At 73.0% G+C, this 23,366-nt stretch carries 20 protein-coding genes; 15 read left to right on the top strand and 5 right to left on the bottom strand.

All coding sequences use genetic code 11. The annotated features are described in order from the left end of the window. Positions 1 to 35: 35 nt before the first annotated feature. The 5 genes from ACFYXS_RS11275 to ACFYXS_RS11295 are packed head-to-tail and all read right to left on the bottom strand — an operon-like array spanning position 36 to position 5,898. Positions 36 to 1,262 (bottom strand): condensation domain-containing protein, encoded by a 1,227-nt coding sequence (locus ACFYXS_RS11275; RefSeq protein ID WP_389246363.1) that lies wholly within the window; start codon positions 1,260 to 1,262, stop codon positions 36 to 38. A 43-nt stretch (positions 1,263 to 1,305) separates the two neighbouring features. After that, positions 1,306 to 2,214 carry an NAD-dependent epimerase/dehydratase family protein gene (locus ACFYXS_RS11280; RefSeq protein WP_389246365.1) on the bottom strand — a complete coding sequence of 303 codons (909 nt, stop codon included), beginning with the start codon at positions 2,212 to 2,214 and terminating at the stop codon, positions 1,306 to 1,308. Beyond that, complete coding sequence (locus ACFYXS_RS11285; RefSeq protein ID WP_389246367.1) at positions 2,211 to 3,398, bottom strand: GNAT family N-acetyltransferase; 1,188 nt, start codon at positions 3,396 to 3,398, stop codon at positions 2,211 to 2,213. Before ACFYXS_RS11285 ends, ACFYXS_RS11280 begins: the two co-directional genes overlap by 4 nt. Continuing rightward, on the bottom strand, positions 3,395 to 4,636 hold the full coding sequence (locus ACFYXS_RS11290) for an aminotransferase class I/II-fold pyridoxal phosphate-dependent enzyme (RefSeq protein WP_389246370.1): 1,242 nt from the start codon (positions 4,634 to 4,636) through the stop codon (positions 3,395 to 3,397). The genes ACFYXS_RS11285 and ACFYXS_RS11290 overlap by 4 nt, the downstream gene beginning before the upstream one ends. After that, positions 4,633 to 5,898: a cytochrome P450 gene (locus tag ACFYXS_RS11295; RefSeq protein ID WP_389246372.1), complete on the bottom strand. Its 1,266-nt coding sequence runs from the start codon at positions 5,896 to 5,898 to the stop codon at positions 4,633 to 4,635. Before ACFYXS_RS11295 ends, ACFYXS_RS11290 begins: the two co-directional genes overlap by 4 nt. Before the next feature lie 356 nt (positions 5,899 to 6,254). On the opposite strand from ACFYXS_RS11295, the gene pstC reads away from it, so the two are divergent. The 15 genes from pstC to ACFYXS_RS11370 all read left to right on the top strand — a co-directional run bounded on the left by pstC (position 6,255) and on the right by ACFYXS_RS11370 (position 23,209). Then, complete coding sequence (gene pstC, locus ACFYXS_RS11300; RefSeq protein WP_389246375.1) at positions 6,255 to 7,280, top strand: phosphate ABC transporter permease subunit PstC; 1,026 nt, start codon at positions 6,255 to 6,257, stop codon at positions 7,278 to 7,280. Position 7,281: 1 nt separating this feature from the next. Continuing rightward, complete coding sequence (gene pstA / locus ACFYXS_RS11305; protein ID WP_389246377.1) at positions 7,282 to 8,547, top strand: phosphate ABC transporter permease PstA; 1,266 nt, start codon at positions 7,282 to 7,284, stop codon at positions 8,545 to 8,547. Further along, a complete protein-coding gene (locus tag ACFYXS_RS11310; protein ID WP_389246379.1) occupies positions 8,547 to 10,238 on the top strand; it encodes a phosphate ABC transporter substrate-binding protein PstS in 1,692 nt (563 codons plus the stop codon). The genes pstA and ACFYXS_RS11310 overlap by 1 nt, the downstream gene beginning before the upstream one ends. Then, entirely contained in the window at positions 10,235 to 12,853 is a 2,619-nt protein-coding gene (locus ACFYXS_RS11315; RefSeq protein ID WP_389246381.1) for a hypothetical protein, read from the top strand. The genes ACFYXS_RS11310 and ACFYXS_RS11315 overlap by 4 nt, the downstream gene beginning before the upstream one ends. Positions 12,854 to 12,984: 131 nt before the next feature. Next, complete coding sequence (locus tag ACFYXS_RS11320) at positions 12,985 to 14,976, top strand: Ig-like domain repeat protein (RefSeq protein ID WP_389246383.1); 1,992 nt, start codon at positions 12,985 to 12,987, stop codon at positions 14,974 to 14,976. Positions 14,977 to 15,051: 75 nt separating this feature from the next. Beyond that, positions 15,052 to 15,972 (top strand): sortase, encoded by a 921-nt coding sequence (locus ACFYXS_RS11325; RefSeq protein ID WP_389246385.1) that lies wholly within the window; start codon positions 15,052 to 15,054, stop codon positions 15,970 to 15,972. A gap of 12 nt (positions 15,973 to 15,984) precedes the next feature. Further along, on the top strand, positions 15,985 to 16,914 hold the full coding sequence (gene pstB / locus ACFYXS_RS11330) for a phosphate ABC transporter ATP-binding protein PstB (protein WP_389246388.1): 930 nt from the start codon (positions 15,985 to 15,987) through the stop codon (positions 16,912 to 16,914). Positions 16,915 to 17,037: 123 nt separating this feature from the next. Beyond that, positions 17,038 to 18,135 (top strand): LLM class flavin-dependent oxidoreductase, encoded by a 1,098-nt coding sequence (locus tag ACFYXS_RS11335; protein WP_389246390.1) that lies wholly within the window; start codon positions 17,038 to 17,040, stop codon positions 18,133 to 18,135. Next, positions 18,132 to 18,764 carry an FMN reductase gene (locus ACFYXS_RS11340; RefSeq protein WP_389246392.1) on the top strand — a complete coding sequence of 211 codons (633 nt, stop codon included), beginning with the start codon at positions 18,132 to 18,134 and terminating at the stop codon, positions 18,762 to 18,764. Before ACFYXS_RS11335 ends, ACFYXS_RS11340 begins: the two co-directional genes overlap by 4 nt. 15 nt (positions 18,765 to 18,779) lie before the next feature. Then, the gene (locus ACFYXS_RS11345) at positions 18,780 to 19,103 is read left to right on the top strand and encodes a GNAT family N-acetyltransferase (RefSeq protein ID WP_389246394.1); all 324 of its coding nucleotides are present in this window, start codon (positions 18,780 to 18,782) and stop codon (positions 19,101 to 19,103) included. 152 nt (positions 19,104 to 19,255) lie between these two features. Next, positions 19,256 to 20,245, top strand: coding sequence for a pirin family protein (locus ACFYXS_RS11350; protein WP_389246397.1), 990 nt, complete (start codon positions 19,256 to 19,258; stop codon positions 20,243 to 20,245). Further along, on the top strand, positions 20,242 to 20,607 hold the full coding sequence (locus ACFYXS_RS11355) for a tetratricopeptide repeat protein (protein WP_389246399.1): 366 nt from the start codon (positions 20,242 to 20,244) through the stop codon (positions 20,605 to 20,607). The genes ACFYXS_RS11350 and ACFYXS_RS11355 overlap by 4 nt, the downstream gene beginning before the upstream one ends. A 110-nt stretch (positions 20,608 to 20,717) precedes the next feature. Further along, complete coding sequence (locus ACFYXS_RS11360) at positions 20,718 to 21,431, top strand: VC0807 family protein (protein WP_389246401.1); 714 nt, start codon at positions 20,718 to 20,720, stop codon at positions 21,429 to 21,431. Between the two features lie 114 nt (positions 21,432 to 21,545). Further along, the gene (locus ACFYXS_RS11365) at positions 21,546 to 22,973 is read left to right on the top strand and encodes a carboxylesterase family protein (RefSeq protein ID WP_389246403.1); all 1,428 of its coding nucleotides are present in this window, start codon (positions 21,546 to 21,548) and stop codon (positions 22,971 to 22,973) included. 50 nt (positions 22,974 to 23,023) lie between these two features. After that, a complete protein-coding gene (locus ACFYXS_RS11370; protein ID WP_389246405.1) occupies positions 23,024 to 23,209 on the top strand; it encodes a hypothetical protein in 186 nt (61 codons plus the stop codon). The last annotated feature ends 157 nt before the right edge of the window (positions 23,210 to 23,366 follow it).

A 23,366-nucleotide genomic window follows, 5' to 3' on the forward strand; every position in this document is an offset into this window, starting at 1 on the left:
ACCCGCTGAGGGCGCCGGTACCCGTCGGGGACCGCTCAGTCCCCGGTCCCGCCGTCCGTCAGGTGCTCCATGGCGCGCCGGCACAGGTCCGCGGAGGCTTCCCCGTCGGTGGAGGTCACGCTGCAGAACAGCCGGCCGCCGAAGCCGATGACGATGACCAGCGGGGCACCGGACAGGCTGGTGTGCGCCGCGCCGTGCACCGCGTACAGCCGCAGCGGCCCGTACTCCTCCGGGATGGGCATCCGGGCGTTGCTGACGGAGACGTCGAAGCGGGGCCCGCGCTCCTCGCCGCGGCGCAGCAGCGCGCCGATCGCGCGGTGCGGGACGGCGGAGGCCAGCCGGAAGACGCGGACCAGGGGCCGCAGCGCGTCCGGGGTCAGCCGGGCGTGGATGTCGGTCCGCGCGTCCCTGGCCGCGGTCCACAGGTCGTCCCCGCCGTCCGCGGAGATCACGAAGCTGGCAGCGTACAGGCCGACCGCCTCGCCCGGCGGCGGGTCCAGCACCCGGCGCAGGTCCGCCGCGACCGCGATGCGCGCGGGGCGGCCCGGTGTGGCCGCCCGGGCGAAGGCCGCGCACAGCGCGGACTGCAGCGTCGTCCCCTCGGCCCGGCACCGCTTGAGCAGCAGCGCGGTCTCCTCCCGGTCCAGCGCCCATGGGTGGAACGCCAGCGGCCCGCCGCGCGGGCGCGGCACGGGCACCGGCCCGCCCAGCGCGCGGGCGGTCCTCAGCAGGTCGGCGGGGTTGGCCCGCGGGCCGGGGACGAGGTGGTCGGCCGGCGGGGCCAGGACGGGGGCGGTGCCGGCCGGCGGGGCGGCGGCCAGGTGCGTGAGGAGGTCCCGTACGACCACGCCCGCCGAGACCGCGTCCGCGACGAGGTGGTGGAAGACGGCGACCAGGTCGAAGGCCTCGCCCGCGTCGACCAGCACGAAGCGCGCCAGGGGTCCGGTGGCCGTGTCGAACGGACGCTGGAGTTCCTGCTCCACCACCCGGGGCCAGTCGTCGGCCGTTCCGGTCCCGGTGGCCCGCACCACGCGCACCGGCGGGTCCTCGGCGCCCGCCGTCGTCAGCCGGGCCTGCCACCAGCCGGGGTCCGCCACCCGCACCCCGAGCAGCGGATGCCGTTCCCGCGCGAAGGCGACGGCCTTCCGTACCTGCCCGGCGGTCGTCCGGCCCGTCACCCGGGCCACGGCGGCGATGTTGACCGGGAGGCGTTCGCCCGCCGCCCAGATCACGCGTTCGTACGGCGACAGTCGACGGCGCATGACGGTCTCACCTTCCTCGGGGTGTGTGCATGCCGGGTCCGGGTCAGCCCGTGAGGGAGGCGCGGAGGCCTTCGGCGAGCGGGGTGGCGGGGCCGAAGGGCAGGGTGTCGCTGGGTGCGCAGGTCCAGGCGGGGTGGCGGGCCTCGGCCACCTTGTCGGGGTTGAGCATGGAGGAGCGGCCGGCGAGGCGCGCGGCCGCCGCGGCCAGCGGCGCGGGGATGTGGACGACGCGGGGGGCGCGGCGGCGCAGGACGGTGGCGACGGCGGCCCCGATGTCGTCCCAGCGGTGCTCGGTGCCGTCGCAGACGTGGTGCGTACCGGGGGCCGTCGCCGGGTCGGCCGCGGCGATGAGCGCGCGGCACAGGTCGTCGACGTGGATGAGGCAGTAGTGCCGGGGTCCGGGCCGTCCGACGGCCGGGAGCAGTCCGGTGCGCACCGCGCCCACCAGCCGGGGCAGGAACTCCCGGTCGCCCGGGCCGTAGACGATGGGCGGCCGGACGGTGACGGCGGGCACCTGGCCGGCCGCCTCGCGGAGCGCCAGTTCGCCGCCGAGCTTGCTGCGCCCGTACAGGGAGACGGGCACGGGGGGTTCCTCGGCGCGGCGCCGGCGTCCCGGACCGGAGGCGGCCAGGGAGGAGCAGTAGACCAGCCGCGGCGGCACGGGGAGTCCCGCGACAGCGTCGCGCAGCCGTCGCGTGCCGTCGGTGTTGACGTCGGTGTACGCGCGCGGGTCGGCCGACTTGGTGATCCCCGCGAGGTGAATGACCCGGTCGACGTCGCGCAGCGCGTCGTCGAGTCCCTCGCCGGTGCGCAGGTCGCCGGGGGCGAGCCGGGCCCCGGGCACCCGGCGGCCGTCGCGCACCAGGGCGGTGATCCGGTCGCCGCGTTCCGCGAGATGGCGGACGAGGTGACCGCCGACGAAACCGGTCGCGCCGGTGACCAGGTACCTCATCGGGGGCCGCCGTCGCGCACGTACAGCCGGTGGGTGCGGAAGTGGACGCCGCCCATGGCCTGGGCGTGCCGGTTGGAGCCCCGGTTGTCCTCCAGGATCCAGGACAGGTCGGTCTCGGTGTAGCCGAGCCGGTGCGCGGCGCGCTGCGCGTCCGCGAGCAGCACCGCCACCAGTCCGCGGCTGCGGTGTTCCTTGCGTACGCCCGAAGTGCCACCCCGCACCCGGGTGATGCGGCCCATGCCGAGGGTGACGCGCAGCAGCCCCACCGGCAGCCCCCAGGTGGTGAGCCGGCCGCGTGCGGGGCGCAGCGCCTGGTTGACGTCGGGCAGCCACATGGTGAAGGCGGCGGGTTCGCCGTCGACCTCGGCGATCCGCACGAGTTCTGGCTTGAGCACGGCCTTCAGCTGGGCCGCCATGTGCCGGAACTCCTGGTCCGTCAACGGGACGGAGGCGTAGTTCTCGGCCCAGGCGTCGTTGTAGATGTCCTTGATGACGGCCATCTCGTCGTCCCAGCGGCCCGGGTCCAGCGGCCGCACCGTGACCGCCGGGTCGGACAGGGTGCGTTCTGCGACCCGGCGGATGCCGGCCGGCGGCTCGCCGTCGGGCGGCATCGGCACCAGCCAGGACAGCAGGTCCTTGGCCTTGCCGAAGCCGCACTCGGTCAGCAGCCGCGCGTAGTACGGCGGGTTGTACGGGATGCCGACGCTGGGCGGTCCGTCGAAGCCGTCCACGAGCAGCCCGCACTCGTCGTTGACGGAGAAGCTGAGCGGGCCGAGCATCCGGGTCAGGCCCCGCTCGGCCAGCCAGGCGGCGGCCGCGTCGAAGAGCGCGGCGGCGGCCCCAGTGTCGTCGGCGCACTCGAAGAGGCCGAAGTGGCCGCAGGTGAAGTCGTGCCGCTCCTGGTAGCGCGGTTCGGAGACGACCGCGATCCTGCCGACGACGGTCTTGCCCCGCCGGGCCAGCAGCAGCCGGATCTCGGCGGTGTCGAAGGTGGGATTGCGGCGCGGGTCGAGGAAGGCGCGCATCTCCCGCTCCAGGGGCGCGACCCAGTGCTGGTCGTCGCGGTAGAGCGCGTACGGCAGGCGGATGAAGGCGTTGGTGTCGGCCCGGCCCTCGACGGGGGAGACCGTGACGGGGGCGTCGGTTCCCACGTGTGCGGCGGTCGCGGAGTCGGTGGCGCTCATCGGGTGGCCGCCTGACGGGGGAGCGCGGGCAGCAGGCCGACGCGGCGGCCGGCCGCCTCGAAGGCGTCGAGGATCCGGCCGAGGTGACCGTCGGAGTGCGTGGCCTGCACGGTCACCCGGATGACGCAGCGCCCCTCGGGCACGGCCGGGGCGCCCACGGCGTTGGTGAACACGCCCTCGTCGAGCAGGGCCTGCCACATCCGGGCGCAGTCGGCGGCGTCGCCGATCAGGACGGGCACGACGGGCGTGACGGAGTTCCCGGTGTCGTAGCCGAGTTCGCGGAGTCCCGCGCGGAGCCGGTCGGCGAGCGACAGGACCCGCATGCGGCGCCAGGGTTCGGCCTCGGCGATGTCGAACGCGGCCAGTCCCGCGGCCAGTGCGGCCGGCGGCATGGAGGCGGAGAACAGCACGGAACGGGCGGTGTAGCGCAGGTAGTCGATCACCCGGGCGGGTCCGGCGAGGAAGCCGCCGGTGGAGCCGAAGCACTTCGACAGCGTCCCGGTGAACAGGTCCACCCGGTCCAGCAGCCCGAAGTGCTCGGCGACACCGCGGCCGCCCGCGCCGAGCAGCCCGATGTCGTGCGCGCCGTCGACGATCAGGCGTGCGCGGTGCCGGGAGGCGAGTGCGGTGAGGTCGGGCAGCCGGCACAGGTCGCCGTCCATGGAGAACATGCCGTCCGTGACGATGACCTTGCCCGCGGCCGGCTCGGCGGCCGTCGCCTGCTCCAGCAGGGTGTCCAGGTGGCCGGTGTCGGAGTGCGGGTACAGGGCGCGGCGGGCGGCGCCCAGCCGGATGCCGTCGACGAGCGAGGCGTGGTTGGCCATGTCGCTGAAGACGATGTCGCCCTTGCCGAAGAGGGCGGCGATGGCGAGGTTGGCCTGGAAGCCGGTGGTGACGACGGCGGCCGCCTCGGTGCCGAGGAAGTCGGCGACGCGGCGTTCGAGTTCGCCGTGCAGCGGCAGGGTGCCGTTGAGGGTGCGGGCCCCGGAGCAGGAGGCGCCGTAGCGGGTCAGCGCCTGCGCGGCGGCCGTGGTGACCCGCGGGTCGGTGGACAGGCCGAGGTAGTCGTTGCAGCCGGCCATCACCACCGGGCGGCCCTCGACCAGGGCCTCGCCGTCGGCCGAGGCGTGCATCGGCCGGTAGAAGGGCCGGATGCCGGTCGTCTCCATGGCCCGGACGAACGTCGACGAGGACAGGTCCTTGTCGAACACGTCCGTGGCGTCCTGGATGTCGGTCACTGGCTCGGTCTCCCTTGACTGAGGGGCGAGTGGATGGGAAGACGGGCGATGTCGGCCATGCTGGGGCCGGCGTGGCGCTCCGGCGGAGCCGCGGCGCGGGCCCCGGGCAGCGCGCGGGCGAAGCCCCGCGCGAAGGCGACCGCCTGAGTACGGGCCAGGTGGGACCCGAGGCAGTAGTGCAGGCCGGCACCGAAGGCGAGCAGCCGCCGCGGGGGCCGGTCGGGGTCGAAGGCGTGCGGGTCGGGGAAGAACAGCGGGTCGCGGTGGGCGGCACCGATGAGGGCGTGGACGACCTGCCCGGCGGGCAGGGTGCGGCCCGCGAGCTCGGTGTCCGCCGCGGCCACCCGGGTCACGACGCGTCCGGGCGGGTCCCAGCGCAGCACTTCGTCGGTGAGCCGCTCGGCGAATCCGGGGTCCTGGCGGATCCTTTCGGCAAGCAGCGGCCGGGTGGTCAGCGCCAGGGCCACGGCGGCCAGCAGGGCCGCGGTGGTCGGCACCCCCGCGGAGAACAGCGTGAGCAGCAGATAGCGGGCCCCGTGCGGGTCCTCGGCCGCCCACTGCGACAGCAGGTCGCCCGCGGGGCGCCGGACGCGTTCGGCCAGGACGCGGTCGTAGCAGTCCAGCAGCGCCACGGCGGCGGCGTCCGCGCGCCGCACCACGCTGGGGGGTGCGGCCAGTTCCTCCACGCGCACCATCGCGGCGCTCTCGGCGGCCAGCCAGGCCCGGTCGACCTCGGGCGGCAGCCCGGTCAGTCCCGCCAGCACGGCGGTCGGCAGCGGGCGGCACACCTCGGCGACCACGTCGGCGCTGCCGCCGCGCCGCACGGCCGCGGCGAACCGGTCGACGTACGTGGCGACGAGGGGCTCCACGAGGTTCTCCGCGGCCTCGCGCATCGCGCGCGGGGCCAGCGCGGAGTTCAACGGGCGGCGGCGCGCGGTGTGTTCCGGCGGGTCCTGCTGCAGCGGGGTCTCGCACAGGCCCACCGTGCTCGGGCTGCTCCGCCATCCCGGGCGGTGGGCGTCGCGCCAGCGGGCGCCGAGAGTGCGCCAGACCCGGTCGGCGAGCACCTGCCGGCAGTCCTCGTGGCCGGTGACCAGAAGAGCGCCCCAGGGGGTCGGCACGAGCGGGCCGGCTTCGACCAACGCGTCGTAGGCACGGGCGAGTTCGTCCGGCTCCACCGCCTTGCGCCACCGCCGTACGAGGCCCGCCGCGGAGCGCGCGTCGAGGGCGGGGGAGAGCGGGGGCGAGGTCAGATGGATCACGAGGGGATACGGACTCCGGCATCGGGGGCGGGGCGGGGCGCGCCGGGGAGGGGCACTCCGGAAGGCGGGGCGATTGGCACGTGCCCAGCAGAGTGCTCCGGCGAATGCGTCCGGAGCCAGCCTGGACGGCACATTTCACCCACCCGTGAACGTAATTGGCGCTTGTGCAGGTCGGTCCGCTACCGTCGCCCGTTCACCTCCATCGGTCTCTGCGGTACTTCCACGCCCCCCACGTCTGTAGAACACGCACTGTTCACATTTTCATCACTTGTGAACGCCTCTCGCGACATGCGCCCCCCATTGAATCTGCCGGGAACTACGCCCGTAGATGGCGTAATCGAGGGAGGGGCGCAGCAATGTCAACCGCATCGGCGGGAGTGGAGCCGGTCAGACCGGAGCCGGAGAGCGCGCCACCGCGCCCGAAGGACTCGGCCCGCGGGACCGGCGACCGCGTCTTCCGCTGGCAGCTGACGGCAGCCGGCACGACCGTCCTCGCGATCATGGCCGCGGTCGGCATCTTCCTGCTCCTGAGGGCAGGGTCGGCGCTCAAGGCCACCGGCCTGTCGTTCCTCACCACGTCCGCCTGGCAGCCCGACGTCCACCACTTCGGCATCGCGGCGGTCCTCACCGGAACGCTGCTGATCGCCGCCGTGGCCGTGGTCTTCTCGCTCCCGCTGGCCCTCGGCACCGCGCTGTTCATCTCCGACGTCGCGCCCCGCCGGCTGCGCCGCACGCTGATCGCGATGGTCGACCTGATGGCCGCCGTCCCGTCCGTGGTCTACGGCCTGTGGGGCCTGTTCTTCCTGCAGGGCCACGTCATCGGCGTGTCCCGCTGGGTGTCCGACTGGTTCGGCTGGATCCCCTTCCTGCACGTGGACGGCACGCAGCCGGGCGAGCCGCTGGCCTCCAGCAGCGTCTACACCGCCTCGTCCTTCGTGGCCGGACTCGTGGTCGCCCTGATGGTGGCGCCGATCCAGTGCTCCGTGATGCGCGAGGTCTTCGCCCAGGCCCCGGCCGGTGAACGCGAGGGCGCCTACGCGCTCGGTGCCACGCGCTGGGGCGTGATCCGCACCGTCGTGCTGCCGTACGGGCGCGGCGGCATCATCGGCGGCACCATGCTCGGCCTCGGCCGGGCGCTCGGCGAGACCATCGCGGTCTACCTGATCATCTCGCCGGTCTTCGTCATTCAGCCGCACATCCTCCAGACCGGTGCCAACTCCGTCTCGTCGCTGATCGCGCTCCACTACGGAGACGCCTCCGACTTCGGCATGTCGGCGCTGATGGCGGCCGGTCTCGCGCTGTTCCTGCTCACGCTGGTGGTCAACTTCACCGCCTCCTCCGTCGTGGCCCGTTCCCGTTCCGGCTCGCAGAGCGAGGCATGACATGACCGTCGTCGAAGAGACCCCCGCGGCCGCCGTGCAGGACGCCGCCCCCGCGACGCCCGCGCCCGCCCCGGCCGCGCCCGACGCACCCGAACTCCCCGACCGCCCCCGCCGGATCGGCGGCGCGGACCGCAACGCGGTGCTGGCCCTCACCGGTGCCGCCGCGTCCGGCCTGTGCCTGGCGGTGCTGCTGTTCGGCGAACTCGCGCCGCTGTCCGGCGCGCTGGGCTTCACCGTGACCGCGTACCTGGCCTTCCTGGCCGCCTACGCCATCCTGACCGGCCTGGAGGACGACGGTCCCGCCGTCCGCGACCGGGTGATGACGGTCGTGCTGTGGTCGGCCGCCACCGTGCTGTTCTCCGCGCTCGTCCTCGTCGTCGGCTTCACGCTGTGGCGCGGCCGCTCGGCCCTGCCGCACGGCAACTTCTTCACCCAGGACATGCAGGCCGCCGGCCCCCTGGACCCGCTGAGCGCGGGCGGCATCGCGCACGCCATGCTCGGCACCCTGATCATGATCAGCATCGCGCTGGCCATCACCGTGCCGCTCGGCCTGGCCTGCGCGGTCTACCTCAACCAGATCCCCGGCCGCTTCTCCCGCTTCGTGCGCACCATCGTCGAGGCCATGACGGCGCTCCCGTCGATCGTGGCCGGCCTGATGGTCTACGCGACCTGGATCCTCGGCCTGGGCATGCAGAAGTCGGGCCTGGCGGCGGCCTTCGCGATCAGCGTGATGATGCTGCCGATCGTGATCCGCGCCTCCGACGTCGTGCTGCGGCTGGTCCCCGGCACGCTGACCGAGGCCTCCGAGGCGCTGGGCGCGCCGCGCTGGCGGACCGTGTGGCACGTCGTGCTGCCCACCGCGCGCTCGGGCCTGGCCACCGCCGTCATCCTCGGCACCGCCCGCGGTGTCGGCGAGACCTCGCCGGTGCTGCTCACCGCCGGTTTCACCGCGGCGCTGAACGCCGACCCGCTGCAGGGCCCGATGATCTCCCTGCCGCTGGCCGTCTTCAACTTCGTCAAGTCCCCGGAACCCACCATGATCTCCCGAGGCTTCGGCGCCGCTGCCGTGCTGATGGCCCTGGTCCTGGTGCTCTTCGCGATCGCCCGTGTGCTCGGCGGTCGCGGACCGGGTCAGCAGACCAAGCGCCAGGCGCGCCGCGCGGAGCGGGCCTCCCGCCGCGACGCCGAGCGCTTCGCCCAGCTCCACGCCCCCGCCCTTTCCGTGCTCGGCGCCGCCACCGCCACCGCTCCTGGAGACAACGACTGATGCGCAATCCCCTCACCGGACGGCACACGGCCGTCCGGGCCAGATGGCGTGCCCTGAGCGCGCTCGCCGCGTTCTTCGGCGTGCTGGCCGCCGTGGTCGTGCCGGCCGCGCAGCCCGCGGTCGCCGACGCCGGCTACACCCCGATCTCGGGCGCCGGTTCCACCTGGGCCGAGAACGCGGTCGACGAGTGGCGCCGCGGCGTCAACCAGTACGGCATGCGAGTCAGTTACTCCGGTACGGGCAGCTCCGACGGCCGGCGTCAGTTCCTGAACGGCCAGGTGGACTTCGCGGTCTCCGACATCCCGTTCCAGACCAAGCCCACCGACGGCTCCGCCGCCGAGAACCCGGCCAAGGGCACGTACGCGTACATGCCGATCGTGGCCGGCGGCACCGTGTTCATGTACCACCTCACGATCAACGGCAAGCGGGTCACCAACCTGCGGCTCTCCGGCGACGTGGTCACCAAGATCTTCACGCGTGCCGTCAGCTACTGGGACGACACGTCGATCGCGGCGGACAACCCCGGCGTCAAGCTGCCGCACCGCTCGATCATCCCGGTCGTGCGCTCCGACGGCTCCGGCTCCACCGCGCAGTTCACGATGTGGATGGCCAACCAGCACAAGGCGCTGTGGCAGACCTACTGCGGCAAGGTCGGACGCTCCGGCGCCTGCGGCCAGACCTCGTACTACCCGACCCTCCCCGGCATGATCGCCCAGTCCGGCGACCTCGGGGTGGCGGGCTACGTCGCCCAGGGCTACGGCGAGGGCGCGATCGGGTACGTCAACTACTCGTACGCGCTGAACGCGCACTTCCCGGTCGCCAAGGTCCTCAACCACGCGGGCTACTACACCGAGCCCACGGCGCAGAACGTCGCGGTGTCGCTGCTGAAGGCGCGGATCAACACCGACAAGAGCTCCCCGGACTACCTCACCCAGAAGCTCGAGGGCGTCTACAACGACACCGACCGGCGCAACTACCCGCTGTCCAGCTACTCGTACATGATCCTGCCGCTGAAGGAGCAGGGCACCTTCACCCAGGCCAAGGGCAAGACGCTGGGCGCCTTCTCGTACTACTTCATGTGCCAGGGCCAGCAGCAGGCGCCCGAACTGGGCTACTCGCCACTGCCGATCAACCTGGTGCAGGCCGGCTTCGACCAGATCCGCCGCATCCCCGGGGTGAAGACGCAGTCCATCAACATCAAGGGCTGCAACAACCCGACCTTCAGCGCGGACGGCCACAACCGGCTCGCCGAGTCCGCCCCGTTCCCGAAGGCCTGTGACAGGAAGGGCGCACAGCCCTGCACCTCCGGCAGCGGCGGCGCCAAGGGCGGCACCAGCACCACCTCCGGCGGATCGGGTTCCACCGGCGGCACCACCACCGGCGGTACCACCGGCGGCACCGGCACCGACGGCTCCACGGGCGGTGCGGGCACCGCCGGCGGCACCGGCGGCACCCCCTCCGTGGACCCCGACACCGGCCAGAACGTCTCCGCCGACGGCGGTGCCACGGGCGGCACCGGCACCTCCGGGGGCGCCGGCGGCACCGTCGCGCTGGCGCAGCCGGTCACCGTCGCGGCCCAGAGCGGCTGGGGCGGCGCGCAGACGCTGATGCTGCTGGCCGTGATCACCCTGCTCGGCCTGGTCCTGCTGCCCGCCGCCGTCTCCCAGCTGCTGCGGAGGAGATCCCGATGAAGCGCCCCGTCACCCGTGGGAGCCGCGTGCGCCGGCTCCTCGCGCGCCTCGCCGCGGGCGCGGCCGTCGGCGCCCTGCTGGGCGGCCTGGTCGCGCAGACCGCGCAGCCCGCCGTCGCGGCGGATCCGCAGAACTCCTCCGTCAGCGTCAAGGGGCGCGGCGAGTTCAAGGACATGACGTTCACGGTCAGCCAGACCAAGGCACTCACCAGCCAGGCCGTCACGGTCTCCTGGAAGGGCGGCACGCCGACCGCGTTCGCCGGCACGCAGTTCAACACCGACTTCGTGCAGATCATGCAGTGCTGGGGCGACGACGACGGCACCGTCCCCGGCAACCCCGGGCCCTCCCGTACCCAGTGCCAGTACGGCGCCTCGCCGACCACCGGCCGGGGCACCTGGCCGGGCAACGACATCGACGACAGCCGCAAGGTCTTCTACAGCGCCGACCCCACCAACTACGGGCAGGACAGCCAGTACGGGGCGGCCAATCCCAATGCCCCGGGCGAGGTGCCGTTCAAGTCGGTCGACGGCACGCTGATCACCAGCAACCTGCAGAACAACCGGCTGTACAACTACAACACCACCAACGAGATCGACTTCGCCCGCACCAGCGCCGGCGGCACGGGCAAGGAGTTCTTCGAGGTCCAGACCGCCTACGAGGCCCCGCACCTGGGCTGCGGCATGCTGGTGACGAGGAACGGGCACACCGCCCCGCGCTCCTGCTGGCTGGTCATCGTCCCGCAGGGCCACCTCGACCTGGACGGCAAGCCCTACGCCGACCACACCCAGGTCAACGCCGGCTCGCCGGTCTCCTCCACCAACTGGAAGAACCGCATCGCCGTCAAGCTCGACTTCAACAAGGTCGGCGCGACCTGCGCGCTGGGCTCCAAGGAGCGCCCGACCAGCGGCAGCGAACTCGCCGCGGACGCCATCACCAGCTGGCAGACCGCGCTCTGCGCGAGCGGCTCGGTCTACGGCTACACCGAGCTCGGCGAGCCCGACGCCCGCGCCCGCCTGGAGAACAAGGGCGACAGCGGCCTGGTCTTCACCACCCGCGGGCTGAACGCCACCGACGACGCCTCGTACGCACCCGTGGCGCTCTCCGGTGTGGTCATCGGCTTCACCATCGAACGCCGCGCCAGGGCGGGCGCCCCCGAATCAGTGCGCAAGCTCACCGGAACGAAGGTGGAGTCGATCGACCTCACCCCGCGCCTGGTGGCGAAACTGCTCACCGAGTCGTATCGCAACTCACCCTGGGGAGCGGTCATTTCGTCGACCCCCGCGAAGGGGTACGAGTGGGCCGCGAAGAACCCGGCCGGCCTGGTGAGCGACCCGGAGTTCCTCAAGTACAACCCGGAGTTCGCGCAGCTGTCGGTCTCCGAGACACCGGCCACGGACACGGACCTGATGACCGCCATCGGCCATTCCGACTCCGCCCGCGCGGTGTGGAAGTGGATCGACTCGGACCGGGACGCGCGGCGCTTCCTCGCCGGCATCGCCGACGAGTGGGGCATGACCGTCAACCCGAGCTACAGCACCAACGCGGACCTGAACACCACGGGCACGTTCGACCCGAACCGTGACGACTACCCGAAGAGCGACCCCTGGTGCACGGTGCCGCCCGGTGCCGACACCGATCAGACGCAGTGCATGACGGACTTCCACCCCTACGTGGACGACATGCACGCCGGCGCCCTGCACACGCGCCGTGCCGACACTCTGTGGAAGTCCACCTGGGACACGCTCTCCATCCCGCCCGCGTACAAGAGCCCCGGCCCGCAGACCGTCGGCTCACGTTTCGTGCTGACCATCACCGACGCCGCGTCGGCCGACAGGTACAGCCTGCAGACCGCCCACCTCCTCAACGCGGCGGGGAAGTTCACCGCGCCGACGGCCGGGTCGCTGACCGCGGCCGCCGCGAGTGCGTCCGGCACCCCCGTCCGCGAGGTCGACCCGGCCGCGGCCAAGGCGAAGGACGCCTACCCGCTGACCCAGCTCGTCCACGCCGTCGTGCGCCCGGCGTCGCTGGACGCCGCCGCCCGTCAGGACTACGCCAAGCTGCTCCGGTACGCCGCCGGCTCCGGACAGACCACGGGCACCGGCCCCGGTGAACTGCCGCCCGGCTACGCCCCGCTGACCTCCGCGCTGCGCAGTCAGACCGACAAGGCCGCCGACGCGCTCGCCGCCTTCAAACCTGCCCACTCGGCAGGTGGCGGGAACGACGACCCCTCCGGCGACATCGACGGCGGCTCGGGAACGGCGGGCGGAGCCGGCGACATCGGCGGCGGCGCGACCGGCGGAGCCGGCGACCCGTCGGTCCCCGCGACCGTGAGCCCCACGCCGAGCGGCAAGCCGTCCTTCGACGGTGGCGACGCGGTCCAGGTCACCGCCAACGGCACCACCCCCGCCGACCCGTCCAACGCCCTGCGCTGGGCCGTCCCGGTCGGAGCGGCGCTGGGCGCCGTCGCCGCGGCGGGCGCGCCCTTCGCGGGCGGGGCGAAGCCCCGGCTGCCGCTGCGCGTCCCGCTTCCCGGCGGTCGCGGGCTGACGCTGCTGCCGGAGGAGGCGGTTTTGCGGGACATGTTCGGGCGGCTGCGCCGCCGCATCGGACGGTGACCCGCACGGGCGGCTGAGCCGCCCCCACGAACGGCCGTCCGCCCCGAAAGGCAGTCGGGGCGGACGGTTGGCACCACCCTGCCAGATTCCTGGCAATGACCGGTTTCACGTTCATGAGCAGGAGACCTTTCATGCGCTCTACGCGCCTTACGTCGGTGGCCCTCGTGGCCGCCGTCGTGGCCGGCGGCCTGGCTCTCGCGAGCCCGGCCCAGGCCGACCCGGATGCCGGTGCCTTCCGCCAGCTGGTCGGCGTCGGCTCCGACACCACGCAGGACGTGCTCAACGCGCTGGCGGGCGACACCGTCAACGGCAAGAGCTACGCCGACTCGGCGGTCTCCGCCGGTGGCGTCCGCGTCGCCTCGTACGACGCGATCGACCCGAAGACCGGCTCGGTCATCTCCACGATCACCACGCGCTCGGGCGGAGCCCCCTTCTGGCGGCCCAACGGCTCGGGTTCGGGTCGCAGCGCGCTGAGCGCCTCGCTCAGCGGCAACAAGTTCAACTCGCCCAGCAACGGGTCCTTCACCATCAAGGGCCAGGTCGACTTCGCCCGTTCCTCGGGTGGTCCGAGCACCAGTGGCACCGCGCTGACCTACGTCCCGATGGCCCGGGACGCCGTGGGTGTCGCCGTCCGCGGCTCCGCGCTGCAGAACCTGACGGTCGACCAGCTGCACGACATCTACAACGGCACGCTGGACGAGGTGAACGGGCAGCACGTCACCCCCTTCATCCCGCAGGCCGGCTCCGGCACCCGGAAGTTCTTCCTCGCCGCGATCGGCCTCAACGACGGCGACCTCTCGGGCGTCGCCACCGTTCAGGAGAACCAGGCCAACGACGCCCTCACGGTGGACGGCGCCCTGGTGCCGTTCTCCGTGGCGAGCTGGATCGCCCAGAACAACGGCATCGCGCCCGACCACAGCAAGGACGCGGTCGCCGCTGGTGCCTACATGGCCAACATCCAGCTGCCGGGCGACACCGACGGCACCACCTCGCCGGTGACGAAGGTCAACGGCAAGCTCGCCCCGGTCGCCGGCTACTACGAGAACGCGACCTTCGGCCGCGACGTGTACAACGTCGTGCCGACCCGGGCGATCGACCCGACCAGCGTCTTCTTCGACAAGGCGCTGTACGACATCTTCGTCACCAGCGGCAGCCACATCGCCGCCCTGGCGTCGGACAAGTCCGAGGACGTCATCGACGACTTCGGCTTCCTGAACGAGTCCTACAACGGCTCGATCAGCCTGGCCAAGCACGCCAAGCAGGGTGGCCTGGAGGACGGCACCACCGTCAGCGTCCCGGCGACCCCGGTGCTCAGGACCACCGTGGGCAGCGGCAGCCTGAAGCTGAGCTGGACCGCCGCCACCACCGGTGCCGCGGCGACCGACTACCGCGTCCTGATCACCCGCGCCGACGGCTCGGTCGTGGTCAACAAGGACCTGGCGGCGACCACCACGTCGTACACCGTGAGCGGCCTGGCGGTCGGTACCTACAAGGCCACCGTCACCGCGAACAACCTCACGGGCGCGAGCGAGAAGCCGGCCTCCTGGACCGGCGCGGTCCGGTACTCCAGCAGGACCGTCGCCGCGGCCGCCGCGACCGCCTACGGTCGCACGCCGCGGATCGCCGTCACCGTCACCGGCAGCAACTCGGTCAAGCCGAGCGGCAAGGTCACGGTGAAGGAGGGCAGCAGCACCCGCGGTACGGCCGTCCTCGACAGCCACGGCAAGGCGTCCGTCGCGGTCTCCAGCCACCTCCCGGTCGGCACGCACACCCTGACGGTGTCCTACTCCGGCAACGGCGGCCTGAACACCTCCACCGCCACGGTGCGCCTGACGGTCACCAAGGCCACCCCCGCGGTGTCCGCCTCCCACCCGGTCTCGGTCAGCCACACCAAGCAGGCCAAGGTCTCGGTGAAGGTCACCGCCACGGGCACCGTCCCGAGCGGCAAGGTGCAGATCTTCGACGGCTCCAAGGTCATCGCGACCCGCACGCTGAGCGCCGGCAAGACGACGGTCACCCTGCCGAAGCTCAAGAAGGGCAAGCACACGCTGCACGTGCGCTACCTGGGTTCCTCGACGGTGAACGCCCGCAACGGCGCGAACTTCACCATCAAGTCCACCTGATCCACCCGCCGGGGAGGCCGCGTCCGCGCGGCCTCCCCGGCGCCCCCCGACCGCATCCGCAGGAGGCAGACCGCCGTGACGGTCGTCGCACCGAATCCGCCCCGTATCCGTGAACGGGGCGCCACCGTAACGCTGTCCCTCGCACGGATACCCACCACGCAGCACCTCGCCCGGGGCGCGCTGCTGACCCTGGCCGCGCTGCTCCTGGGACTGACCGCGCAACTGGTGGTCGTGAGCCACCTGGAGTACCGGGCCGCGCAGCACGGGGCGTTCGACGCACTGCGCGCGAACCTGGCGCTGGGCACCGCTCCGGTCGCGCAGACCGACCAGGACGGCAAGCTGCTCGCCCCGGGGACCCCGCTCGCGCTCATCGACATCCCGTCGCTGCACGTGCGCGAGGTCGTCCTGGAGGGGACCGACTCGCGCGTGCTCGCCGACGGTCCCGGCCACCGCCGGGACACCCCGATGCCCGGCCAGGCCGGTACGAGCGTGCTGATGGGCCGCGCGGCCGCGTACGGCGGTCCGTTCGGGCACCTGGCGCAGCTGCGGGCCGGCGACCCCCTCACGGTCACCACCGGACAGGGCAAGGTCTCGTACCGCGTCACGGACGTCCGCCGCGCCGGCGACCCGGCGCCCGCCACCCTCGCCGCGGGCAAGGGGCGGCTCGTGCTGGTGACCGCCACCGGCGCGTCCTATCTGCCCGCCGGTGTGCTGCGCGTCGACGCCGAGCAGGTGTCCGCCACCGTCGAGAGCCCGCCCGCCGTCATCCAGTCCGGCACCCTGCCCGACTCCGAGCAGCCGATGGCGGCCGGCACGGGCGTGCCCTGGCCGCTGGTGATGTGGCTGCAGGCGCTCGCCCTCGTCTCCATCGCCGCCGTGTGGGCCTGGCACCGCTGGGGCCGCCACCAGACCTGGATCGTCTTCCTGCCGGTGGTGGCCGTCGTCGGCCTCCAGGTCGGCGGCCAGGTCACCCAGCTGCTCCCGAACCTGCTGTAGAGGAAACCAACCATGACCGACATCGCCGAGTCCGCAGAGCCCGTCCGCGCCTCCGAAGCCCCCGATGCCTCTGACGTCTCCGAGGCGCCTGTCGCGCCTGTCGCGCTGGTGAAGCCCGCCGACACCGCCGCCGACACCGCCGTCCTGCCCGTCGTGACCGCCGCGTCCCCGGCCCAGCTCGAGGCGCGTGCCGTCTCCGCCTGGTTCGGTGACCACAAGGTGCTGGAGCGGGTCTCGCTGACCATGCCGGCCGGCGAGGTGACCGCCCTCATCGGTCCGTCCGGCTGCGGCAAGTCGACGTTCCTGCGGACCCTCAACCGGATGCACGAGATGATCCCGTCCGCCGCCCTGGCAGGCGAGGTGCTCTTCGAGGGCGAGGACATCTACTCGCCCGGCCGCCGCCTCACCGACGCGCGCCGCCGGATCGGCATGGTCTTCCAGAAGCCGAACCCGTTCCCGGCGATGTCCATCTACGACAACGTCGTCGCGGGGCTGAAGCTCACCGGCACCCGTGCCACGCGCCGGGAGAAGGACGAGCTGGTCGAGGAGTGCCTGAGCCGCGCCGGCCTGTGGAAGGAGGTCCGCGACCGGCTGCGCAAGCCCGGTGGCGCCCTGTCCGGTGGCCAGCAGCAGCGGCTGTGCATCGCCCGCTCGCTCGCGGTCCGCCCGCGCGTGCTGCTGATGGACGAACCGTGCTCCGCCCTGGACCCCACCTCGACCCGGCGCGTCGAGGAGACGATCACGGAGCTGGCCGGTGAGGTGACGGTCGTCATCGTGACGCACAACATGCAGCAGGCCGCCCGTGTCTCCGCGCAGTGCGCGTTCTTCCTCGCCGAGCAGGGCACGCCCGGCCGGATCGTCGAGCACGGCGCCACCGAGGAGATCTTCGGCAACCCCTCCGACCAGCGCACGGCCGACTACGTGGCGGGCCGCTTCGGCTGACCGCGCCGCCCTGTCCGCGGCAGTACGCGCGGTACAGGCGGAATAGGGGGGTGGGTGTTCTCGTTCGAGGAGGTGGTTGAATAGTCAACAAGCTAGTCGAGGCGATGGAGGAGGGCGAGGCCGGTGCAGTTCGGGATCTTCACAGTGGGTGATGTCACCACCGACCCCACGACGGGCAGGACGCCGAGCGAGCACGAGCGGATCAAGGCGATGACCGCGATCGCGCTCAAGGCCGAGGAAGTGGGGCTGGACGTCTTCGCGACCGGCGAGCACCACAACCCGCCCTTCGTGCCGTCGTCGCCGACGACGATGCTGGGCTGGATCGCGGCCCGCACCGAGAAGCTGATCCTGTCCACCTCCACCACGCTGATCACCACGAACGACCCGGTGAAGATCGCCGAGGACTTCGCGATGCTCCAGCACCTGGCGGGCGGCCGCGTCGACGTGATGATGGGACGCGGCAACACCGGACCGGTCTATCCCTGGTTCGGCCAGGACATCCGGCAGGGCATCCCGCTCGCCGTGGAGAACTACGCGCTGCTGCACCGGCTGTGGCGCGAGGACGTGGTGGACTGGGAAGGCCGCTTCCGCACCGCGCTGCAGGGCTTCACCTCCACACCGCGGCCGCTGGACGGCGTCCCGCCGTTCGTCTGGCACGGCTCCATCCGCTCGCCGGAGATCGCCGAGCAGGCCGCGTACTACGGTGACGGCTTCTTCCACAACAACATCTTCTGGCCGTCGGACCACACCAAGCGGATGGTCGAGCTCTACCGCGCACGCTTCGCGCACTACGGGCACGGCACGCCGGAGCAGGCGATCGTCGGGCTCGGCGGGCAGGTGTTCATGCGGAAGAACTCGCAGGACGCGGTGCGCGAGTTCCGCCCGTACTTCGACAACGCACCGGTCTACGGCCACGGGCCGTCGATGGAGGACTTCACCGAGCAGACCCCGCTGACCGTGGGCTCGCCGCAGCAGGTGATCGAGAAGACGCTGTCCTTCCGGGAGTACGCCGGGGACTACCAGCGCCAGCTGTTCCTGGTGGACCACGCGGGACTGCCGCTGAAGACGGTCCTGGAGCAGCTCGACATGCTCGGCGAGGAGGTCGTGCCGGTGCTGCGCGAGGAGTTCGCCAAGGGCCGCCCGGCCGGTGTGCCGGACGCGCCGGACCACGCCTCGCTGGTCGCCCGCCGCGACGCGCAGCGGACGGAGGTCGCGCGGTGAACCCTGAACCGGTCAAGCTCGTGGTCGTCTCCGCCGGGCTGAGCGTCCCGTCCTCCACCCGGCTGCTCGGCGACCGGCTCGCCGAGGCCGTGCGGCAGTCCGCGGCCGACGACGGCCGTCCGGTCGAGGTGCGCGTGGTCGAACTGCGCGACCTGGCCGTGGACATCGCCAACAACCTGGTCACCGGCTTCGCCGGGCGCACCCTGGCGGAGGCGGTCGCCGCGGTCACGGAGGCCGACGGGCTCATCGCCGTCACCCCGGTGTTCAGCGCCTCGTACAGCGGGCTGTTCAAGTCCTTCTTCGACGTGATCGACCACGACGCGCTCACCGGCAAACCGGTGCTGATCGCCGCCACCGGCGGCACCGCCCGGCACTCGCTGGCGCTGGAGCACGCCCTGCGGCCGCTCTTCGCCTACCTGCGCGCGGTGGTCGTGCCGACCGCCGTCTACGCCGCCTCCGAGGACTGGGGCGGCAGCGGCGACCCGCTGACCGACACCCTGCCGACCCGGATCGCGCGCGCCGCGGGCGAGCTGGCCGGGCTGCTGGTGGCACGGCCGCCCGCGTCCCGGCTGCCGGCCGATACGGTCGTCCCGTTCGAGCAGCAACTGGCCGCCCTGCGGCCCGAGTAGGAAGAGGGCCGCACCATGGCAGCACGTGTCACCGAGAACCCGGACAAGTCGCGCTTCGAGGTCTTCGACGCGGTGGACGAGGGAGGCCAGGAGGAGCGCGCCGGGTTCGCCGAGTACCACCTGTACGGCAAGGAGATCGCGTTCATCCACACCGAGGTGGACCCCAGCTTCGGCGGCCGGGGCCTCGGCGGGGTCCTCGCCCGCGCCGCGCTGGACGCGGCGCGCGACCGGGGGCTGGAGGTCCTGCCCTACTGCCCCTTCATCCGGAGCTGGATCGGCAAGCACCCGGAGTACGTGGAGCTGGTCCCGGAGGGGCAGCGCGCGCGCTTCGGCTTCTGAGTCGCGACCCCGGCCCGGCGGGACGGCGGGCCGGGCGGGCAGGCGGGGCGGGCGTGGAGGGCCGGAATGAATCGAGTTGGTTGAAGGTTAAACCAGCCGACGGAGGTCCGGCCCGGACCCCCGGACGAGTTTCGAAGAGCGAGGAGCGTCCCATGCCCGCCGTGACCGTGGAGAACACGCTGCTCCTGCCCCGCGTCACCGAGCCCGACCCGGTGAGCTCCGAGCAGCGCCCCGTACGCACCGTGACCACCGCCCCCCGCGGCTACGAGGGCGAGGGCTTCCCCGTGCACCGGGCCTTCGCCGAGGTCTCCCCGCGGCTGCTCGACCCGTTCGTCCACATGGACCAGATGGGCGAGGTCGAGTACGCCCCGGGCGAGCCCAGGGGCACCGCGTGGCACCCGCACCGCGGCTTCGAGACCGTCACGTACATGATCGACGGACGCATGGAGCACCAGGACTCGCACGGCGGCGGGGGCACCATCGCCGACGGCGCCACGCAGTGGATGACGGCCGGCAGCGGCATCCTCCACATCGAGACGCCGCCGGAGGAACTGGTCGTCTCCGGCGGGCTGTTCCACGGCATACAGCTGTGGGTCAACCTGCCCCGCGCCCACAAGTGGAACCCGCCGCGGTACCAGAGCATCGAGGGCCCCGAGGCGGCGCTGCTGTCCTCCCCGGACGGCGGCGCACTGGTGCGCGTCATCGCCGGCGAGGTCGCCGGGCACCGCGGGCCGGGGAGCACCTTCACCCCGATCACCCTGGTGCACGCGACCCTGAGCCCCGGCGCCCGGCTGGTCCTGCCCTGGCGGCCCGACTTCAGCGCCCTGGCGTACGCGCTGTCGGGGCGCGGCACGGCCGGCGCCGAGCAGCGCCCGCTGGACGCGCACCAGCTCGCGGTCTTCGGGGCGGGCGACACCCTGACGCTGGAGGCCACCGCCCGTCCCGACAGCCGGACCCCCGACCTGGACGTCCTCGTCCTCGGCGGGCGCCCGATCCGCGAACCGGTCGCGCACTTCGGACCGTTCGTGATGAACACCAAGGCCGAGGTCCTGCAGGCCATCGAGGACTTCGACAAGGGCCGGCTCGGCTTCGAGCAGGCGGCCCGCATGCCGCACACCGCACCCGGAGAGGAGCTCACATGAACCCCATCGGCTTCGAGTCCTTCGAGGCCGCCGAGGAGACCACGGCGGAGCGCTGGGAGCGCGCCGGGCTCTTCTTCGAGGCGAAGGAGTACACGGAGGCCGCCCGTCTGCTGGCGGACGTCGTCGACGAGGTCCCTGAGCAGGTCGCACCGCGCCTGCTGCTCGCCCGCGCCTACTACCACTCCGCCCAGCTCGGCCGCGCCGAGGAGCAGTTGCGGGTGGTGATCGACCGCGACCCCGTCGAGCACTACGCGCACCTGATGCTGGGCCGCACCCTCCAGCGGCAGGGGCGCGCCGACGAGGCCGCCCCCTGGCTGCGGATGGCCGCGGCCTTCGCCGGGGAACTGCCGCCGGAGAACTGACTCCGCCCGGCGGCGCCGGGCCGCCGTCCTAAAGGCCGGGTAAAGTCCCGGCCGGGGCGGTGGCCCGGCACATAGGTTCCCCCGGACATCGGACTGCGACGGGGGAAGCCATGTCCGGACACTCACGGGTGTCGTCAGCGCTCGGCTGGGCGCTCACCATTGTCTGCAACATCGTCCTGCCCGTCCTGACGTACAACCGGCTCACCGCCGCCGGCTGGGGCGAGTTCTCGGCCCTGCTGGTCTCCGGTGTCTGGCCGGTGCTGGAGACGGGCGTCTCGCTGGCCTGGCGGCGCAAGGTGGACGAGTTCGCGATCATGACTCTGATCTTCCTGGCCATTTCCGTGCTGGTCACCGTCGTGGGGCCGCACTCGACCCGGCTGCTCCTGGTCAAGGACTCGGCCGTGACGGGACTGTTCGGCGTGGTCTGCCTGGCCAGCCTGCTCGCGCCGCGGCCGCTGATGTTCTACTTCGGCCGCAAATTCGGCACCGACGGCACCAAGGAGGGCGCCGAGCGCTTCGACGGCCTCTGGCAGTACGCGGGCTTCCGGCAGGTGATGCGCACCATGACCGTCGTCTGGGGGGCGGGCTACGTCCTGGAGGCCCTGGCCCGCGTCGGCCTGTCGTACCGGCTGTCCACCGCGACCATGGTGACGGTCAACTCGGTGCTTTCGTACGCCGTCACCGGCGTCCTCATCGCCTGGACCATCCTCTACGGCCGCCGCTCGGCCGCCCGCGGCCAGGAGCGGGCGCGGCAGGCGGCAGCCGCCTCGGAGGCGGCGGCACCGGGCGAGGCGGCCGCGTCCGCCGGGTCCGGGGCGGCCTGACCACGCCCCGCGGACCCGTGGGCATTCGGCAGTCCGGGCGTCTTCACGGGCCTCCGGGCGCGCCACGGGGTCGCCGGCGCGCGTCTGCCATGACGGCACGGTAGACCGGCAGTCATGGATACCAGGCACGAACACCGCAGGCCGGTGGTGGTCACGGAGCGCGGCTCCGTGCGCGGGGTGACCGAGGAGGGCGGGGTGGCGGCCTTCCGCGGGATCCCGTACGCCGCGTCGCCGGTGGGCGACCTGCGGTTCTCCGCGCCGCGCCCGCACCCGGGGTGGAACGGCGTACGGGACGCGGCGCGTTCCGGTCCCGAGGCCCCGCAGGGGCACAGTCGCCTGGAGGCGATCATGGGCCCGCGGGAGCTGCACGGCGACGAGGCCGGGTGCCTCACCCTCAACGTGTGGGTGCCCGAGGGCGCCCTGGACGCCGGGGCGCCGCCCCGCCCGGTGCTGATGTGGATCCACGGCGGCGGCTACACCACCGGCTCGGGCGGCTGGGACCTCTACGACGGCGGCCGGCTGGCGGCACTCGGCGGGATCATCGTCGTCACCGTCAACTACCGCCTCGGACCCCTGGGTTACCTGCAGCTGCCGGAACTCGGCGCCGACAACCTCGGCAGCCAGGACCAGGCCGCCGCGCTGCGCTGGGTGCGGGAGTCCGTCGCGGCCTTCGGCGGCGACCCCGAGGCGATCACGGTCGGCGGCCAGTCCGCCGGCGCGTATTCCGCGCTCGCCCTTGCGCTCGACGCGGGGACGCGCGGGCTCGTCCGGCGGGTGATCGGCGAGAGCGGTCCGTGGGGGCTGGAGCCGCAGGAGCCCGCGGAGGCCGCCGACGCCGCCGCGCACTACCTGCGCCTGCTCGATCTCCCGGGAGCCGGCGCCCTGCGCGGTCTGCCCGTCGAACGCCTGCTGGAGGCGTACGGGCGGCTGGTCGTGGAACGCGCCCGGCCGGGCAACACCGCGCCGCCGACCTATCCGGTGCGCGGTGGTGCGCTCACCGCGACGGGATGGCGGGAGGCGGTGGCCGGCGGTGCCCTGAGGGGTACGGACGTCCTGCTGGGCGGTACGCAGGACGAGATGACCGCCTTCCTGACCGTCACGTCCTTCGACGAGCCCCTGGACGTCGTCGCCGAGCAGCTCTTCCGGGCGGGCATCACCGAGATCGCGGGGCAGTGCGCCCGAGACGGGTCGCCCGCGTACGTGTACCGCTTCACGCGGCGGCCGCCCGGGGAGGACGACGGCGGCGGCATCGCCCTGGGTGCCACGCACTGCGCGGAACTGCCGTTCCTCTTCGGCACCTTCGACGCCTTCCGCGATGCGCCGATGCTCGGCCGGGTGGACGCGGCCGACCGAGCCCTGGGGCGCGCCTTCGGCGGGGCGCTCGCGGCTTTCACGGCGACGGGCAGCCCCAATGGGGAGGGGCTGGGGCCGTGGGGGCCGTGGCTGCCCTCGCTGACGGGGGTTCCGGAGCCGGAGCCCGGGGCGGCTACGGCGTCCGGGCCGGGGCCGGAGGTCATGCGGTTCGGGCCCGCGACTCGATAACTCTTTTGGGGGATCGCACAGATATTCGAACACCGGATAGTCTGCTGGACATGTCGACCTCACACGAGGAGCCAGCGCTCTTCTCCGATCCCGACCTGACCGCTCCCGCCCCGGTCCGCGGTCCCGCGCCGGTGCTCGATCCCTTCCACGCCCCGGCGCCCGCCGGGCCGGTGACCGGACCCAGGGCGGGGGAAGGGCTGGACCCGATACGCCCGCGCCCCCCGGTGTCCGACTGACGGGCGTGCCGGTTCAGCGTCCGGCGCGACAGGGGTGAGGACGTCGGGGTGATCCCCCGTCACCACCCAGCCGTCCGCCTCGCCGACGTCGATCACCGAGGAGTCCGCCGCCGGGCTGCCGACGTGCACCGGCCCGAACTCCCACAGGACCGTGACG

The organism is Streptomyces sp. NPDC002574 (assembly GCF_042889545.1).
Lineage (GTDB): Bacteria > Actinomycetota > Actinomycetes > Streptomycetales > Streptomycetaceae > Actinacidiphila.

Bases quoted from the DNA above. Each gene is read 5' to 3' on its own strand.
- pstB (WP_389246388.1), top strand. From the start codon at position 15,985: ATGACCGACATCGCCGAGTCCGCAGAGCCCGTCCGCGCCTCCGAAGCC.
- ACFYXS_RS11310 (WP_389246379.1), top strand. From the start codon at position 8,547: ATGCGCAATCCCCTCACCGGACGGCACACGGCCGTCCGGGCCAGATGG.
- ACFYXS_RS11280 (WP_389246365.1), bottom strand. From the start codon at position 2,214: ATGAGGTACCTGGTCACCGGCGCGACCGGTTTCGTCGGCGGTCACCTC.
- ACFYXS_RS11370 (WP_389246405.1), top strand. From the start codon at position 23,024: ATGTCGACCTCACACGAGGAGCCAGCGCTCTTCTCCGATCCCGACCTG.
- pstC (WP_389246375.1), top strand. From the start codon at position 6,255: ATGTCAACCGCATCGGCGGGAGTGGAGCCGGTCAGACCGGAGCCGGAG.
- ACFYXS_RS11320 (WP_389246383.1), top strand. From the start codon at position 12,985: ATGCGCTCTACGCGCCTTACGTCGGTGGCCCTCGTGGCCGCCGTCGTG.
- pstA (WP_389246377.1), top strand. From the start codon at position 7,282: ATGACCGTCGTCGAAGAGACCCCCGCGGCCGCCGTGCAGGACGCCGCC.
- ACFYXS_RS11355 (WP_389246399.1), top strand. From the start codon at position 20,242: ATGAACCCCATCGGCTTCGAGTCCTTCGAGGCCGCCGAGGAGACCACG.
- ACFYXS_RS11345 (WP_389246394.1), top strand. From the start codon at position 18,780: ATGGCAGCACGTGTCACCGAGAACCCGGACAAGTCGCGCTTCGAGGTC.
- ACFYXS_RS11360 (WP_389246401.1), top strand. From the start codon at position 20,718: ATGTCCGGACACTCACGGGTGTCGTCAGCGCTCGGCTGGGCGCTCACC.
- ACFYXS_RS11350 (WP_389246397.1), top strand. From the start codon at position 19,256: ATGCCCGCCGTGACCGTGGAGAACACGCTGCTCCTGCCCCGCGTCACC.
- ACFYXS_RS11285 (WP_389246367.1), bottom strand. From the start codon at position 3,398: ATGAGCGCCACCGACTCCGCGACCGCCGCACACGTGGGAACCGACGCC.
- ACFYXS_RS11365 (WP_389246403.1), top strand. From the start codon at position 21,546: ATGGATACCAGGCACGAACACCGCAGGCCGGTGGTGGTCACGGAGCGC.
- ACFYXS_RS11315 (WP_389246381.1), top strand. From the start codon at position 10,235: ATGAAGCGCCCCGTCACCCGTGGGAGCCGCGTGCGCCGGCTCCTCGCG.
- ACFYXS_RS11275 (WP_389246363.1), bottom strand. From the start codon at position 1,262: ATGCGCCGTCGACTGTCGCCGTACGAACGCGTGATCTGGGCGGCGGGC.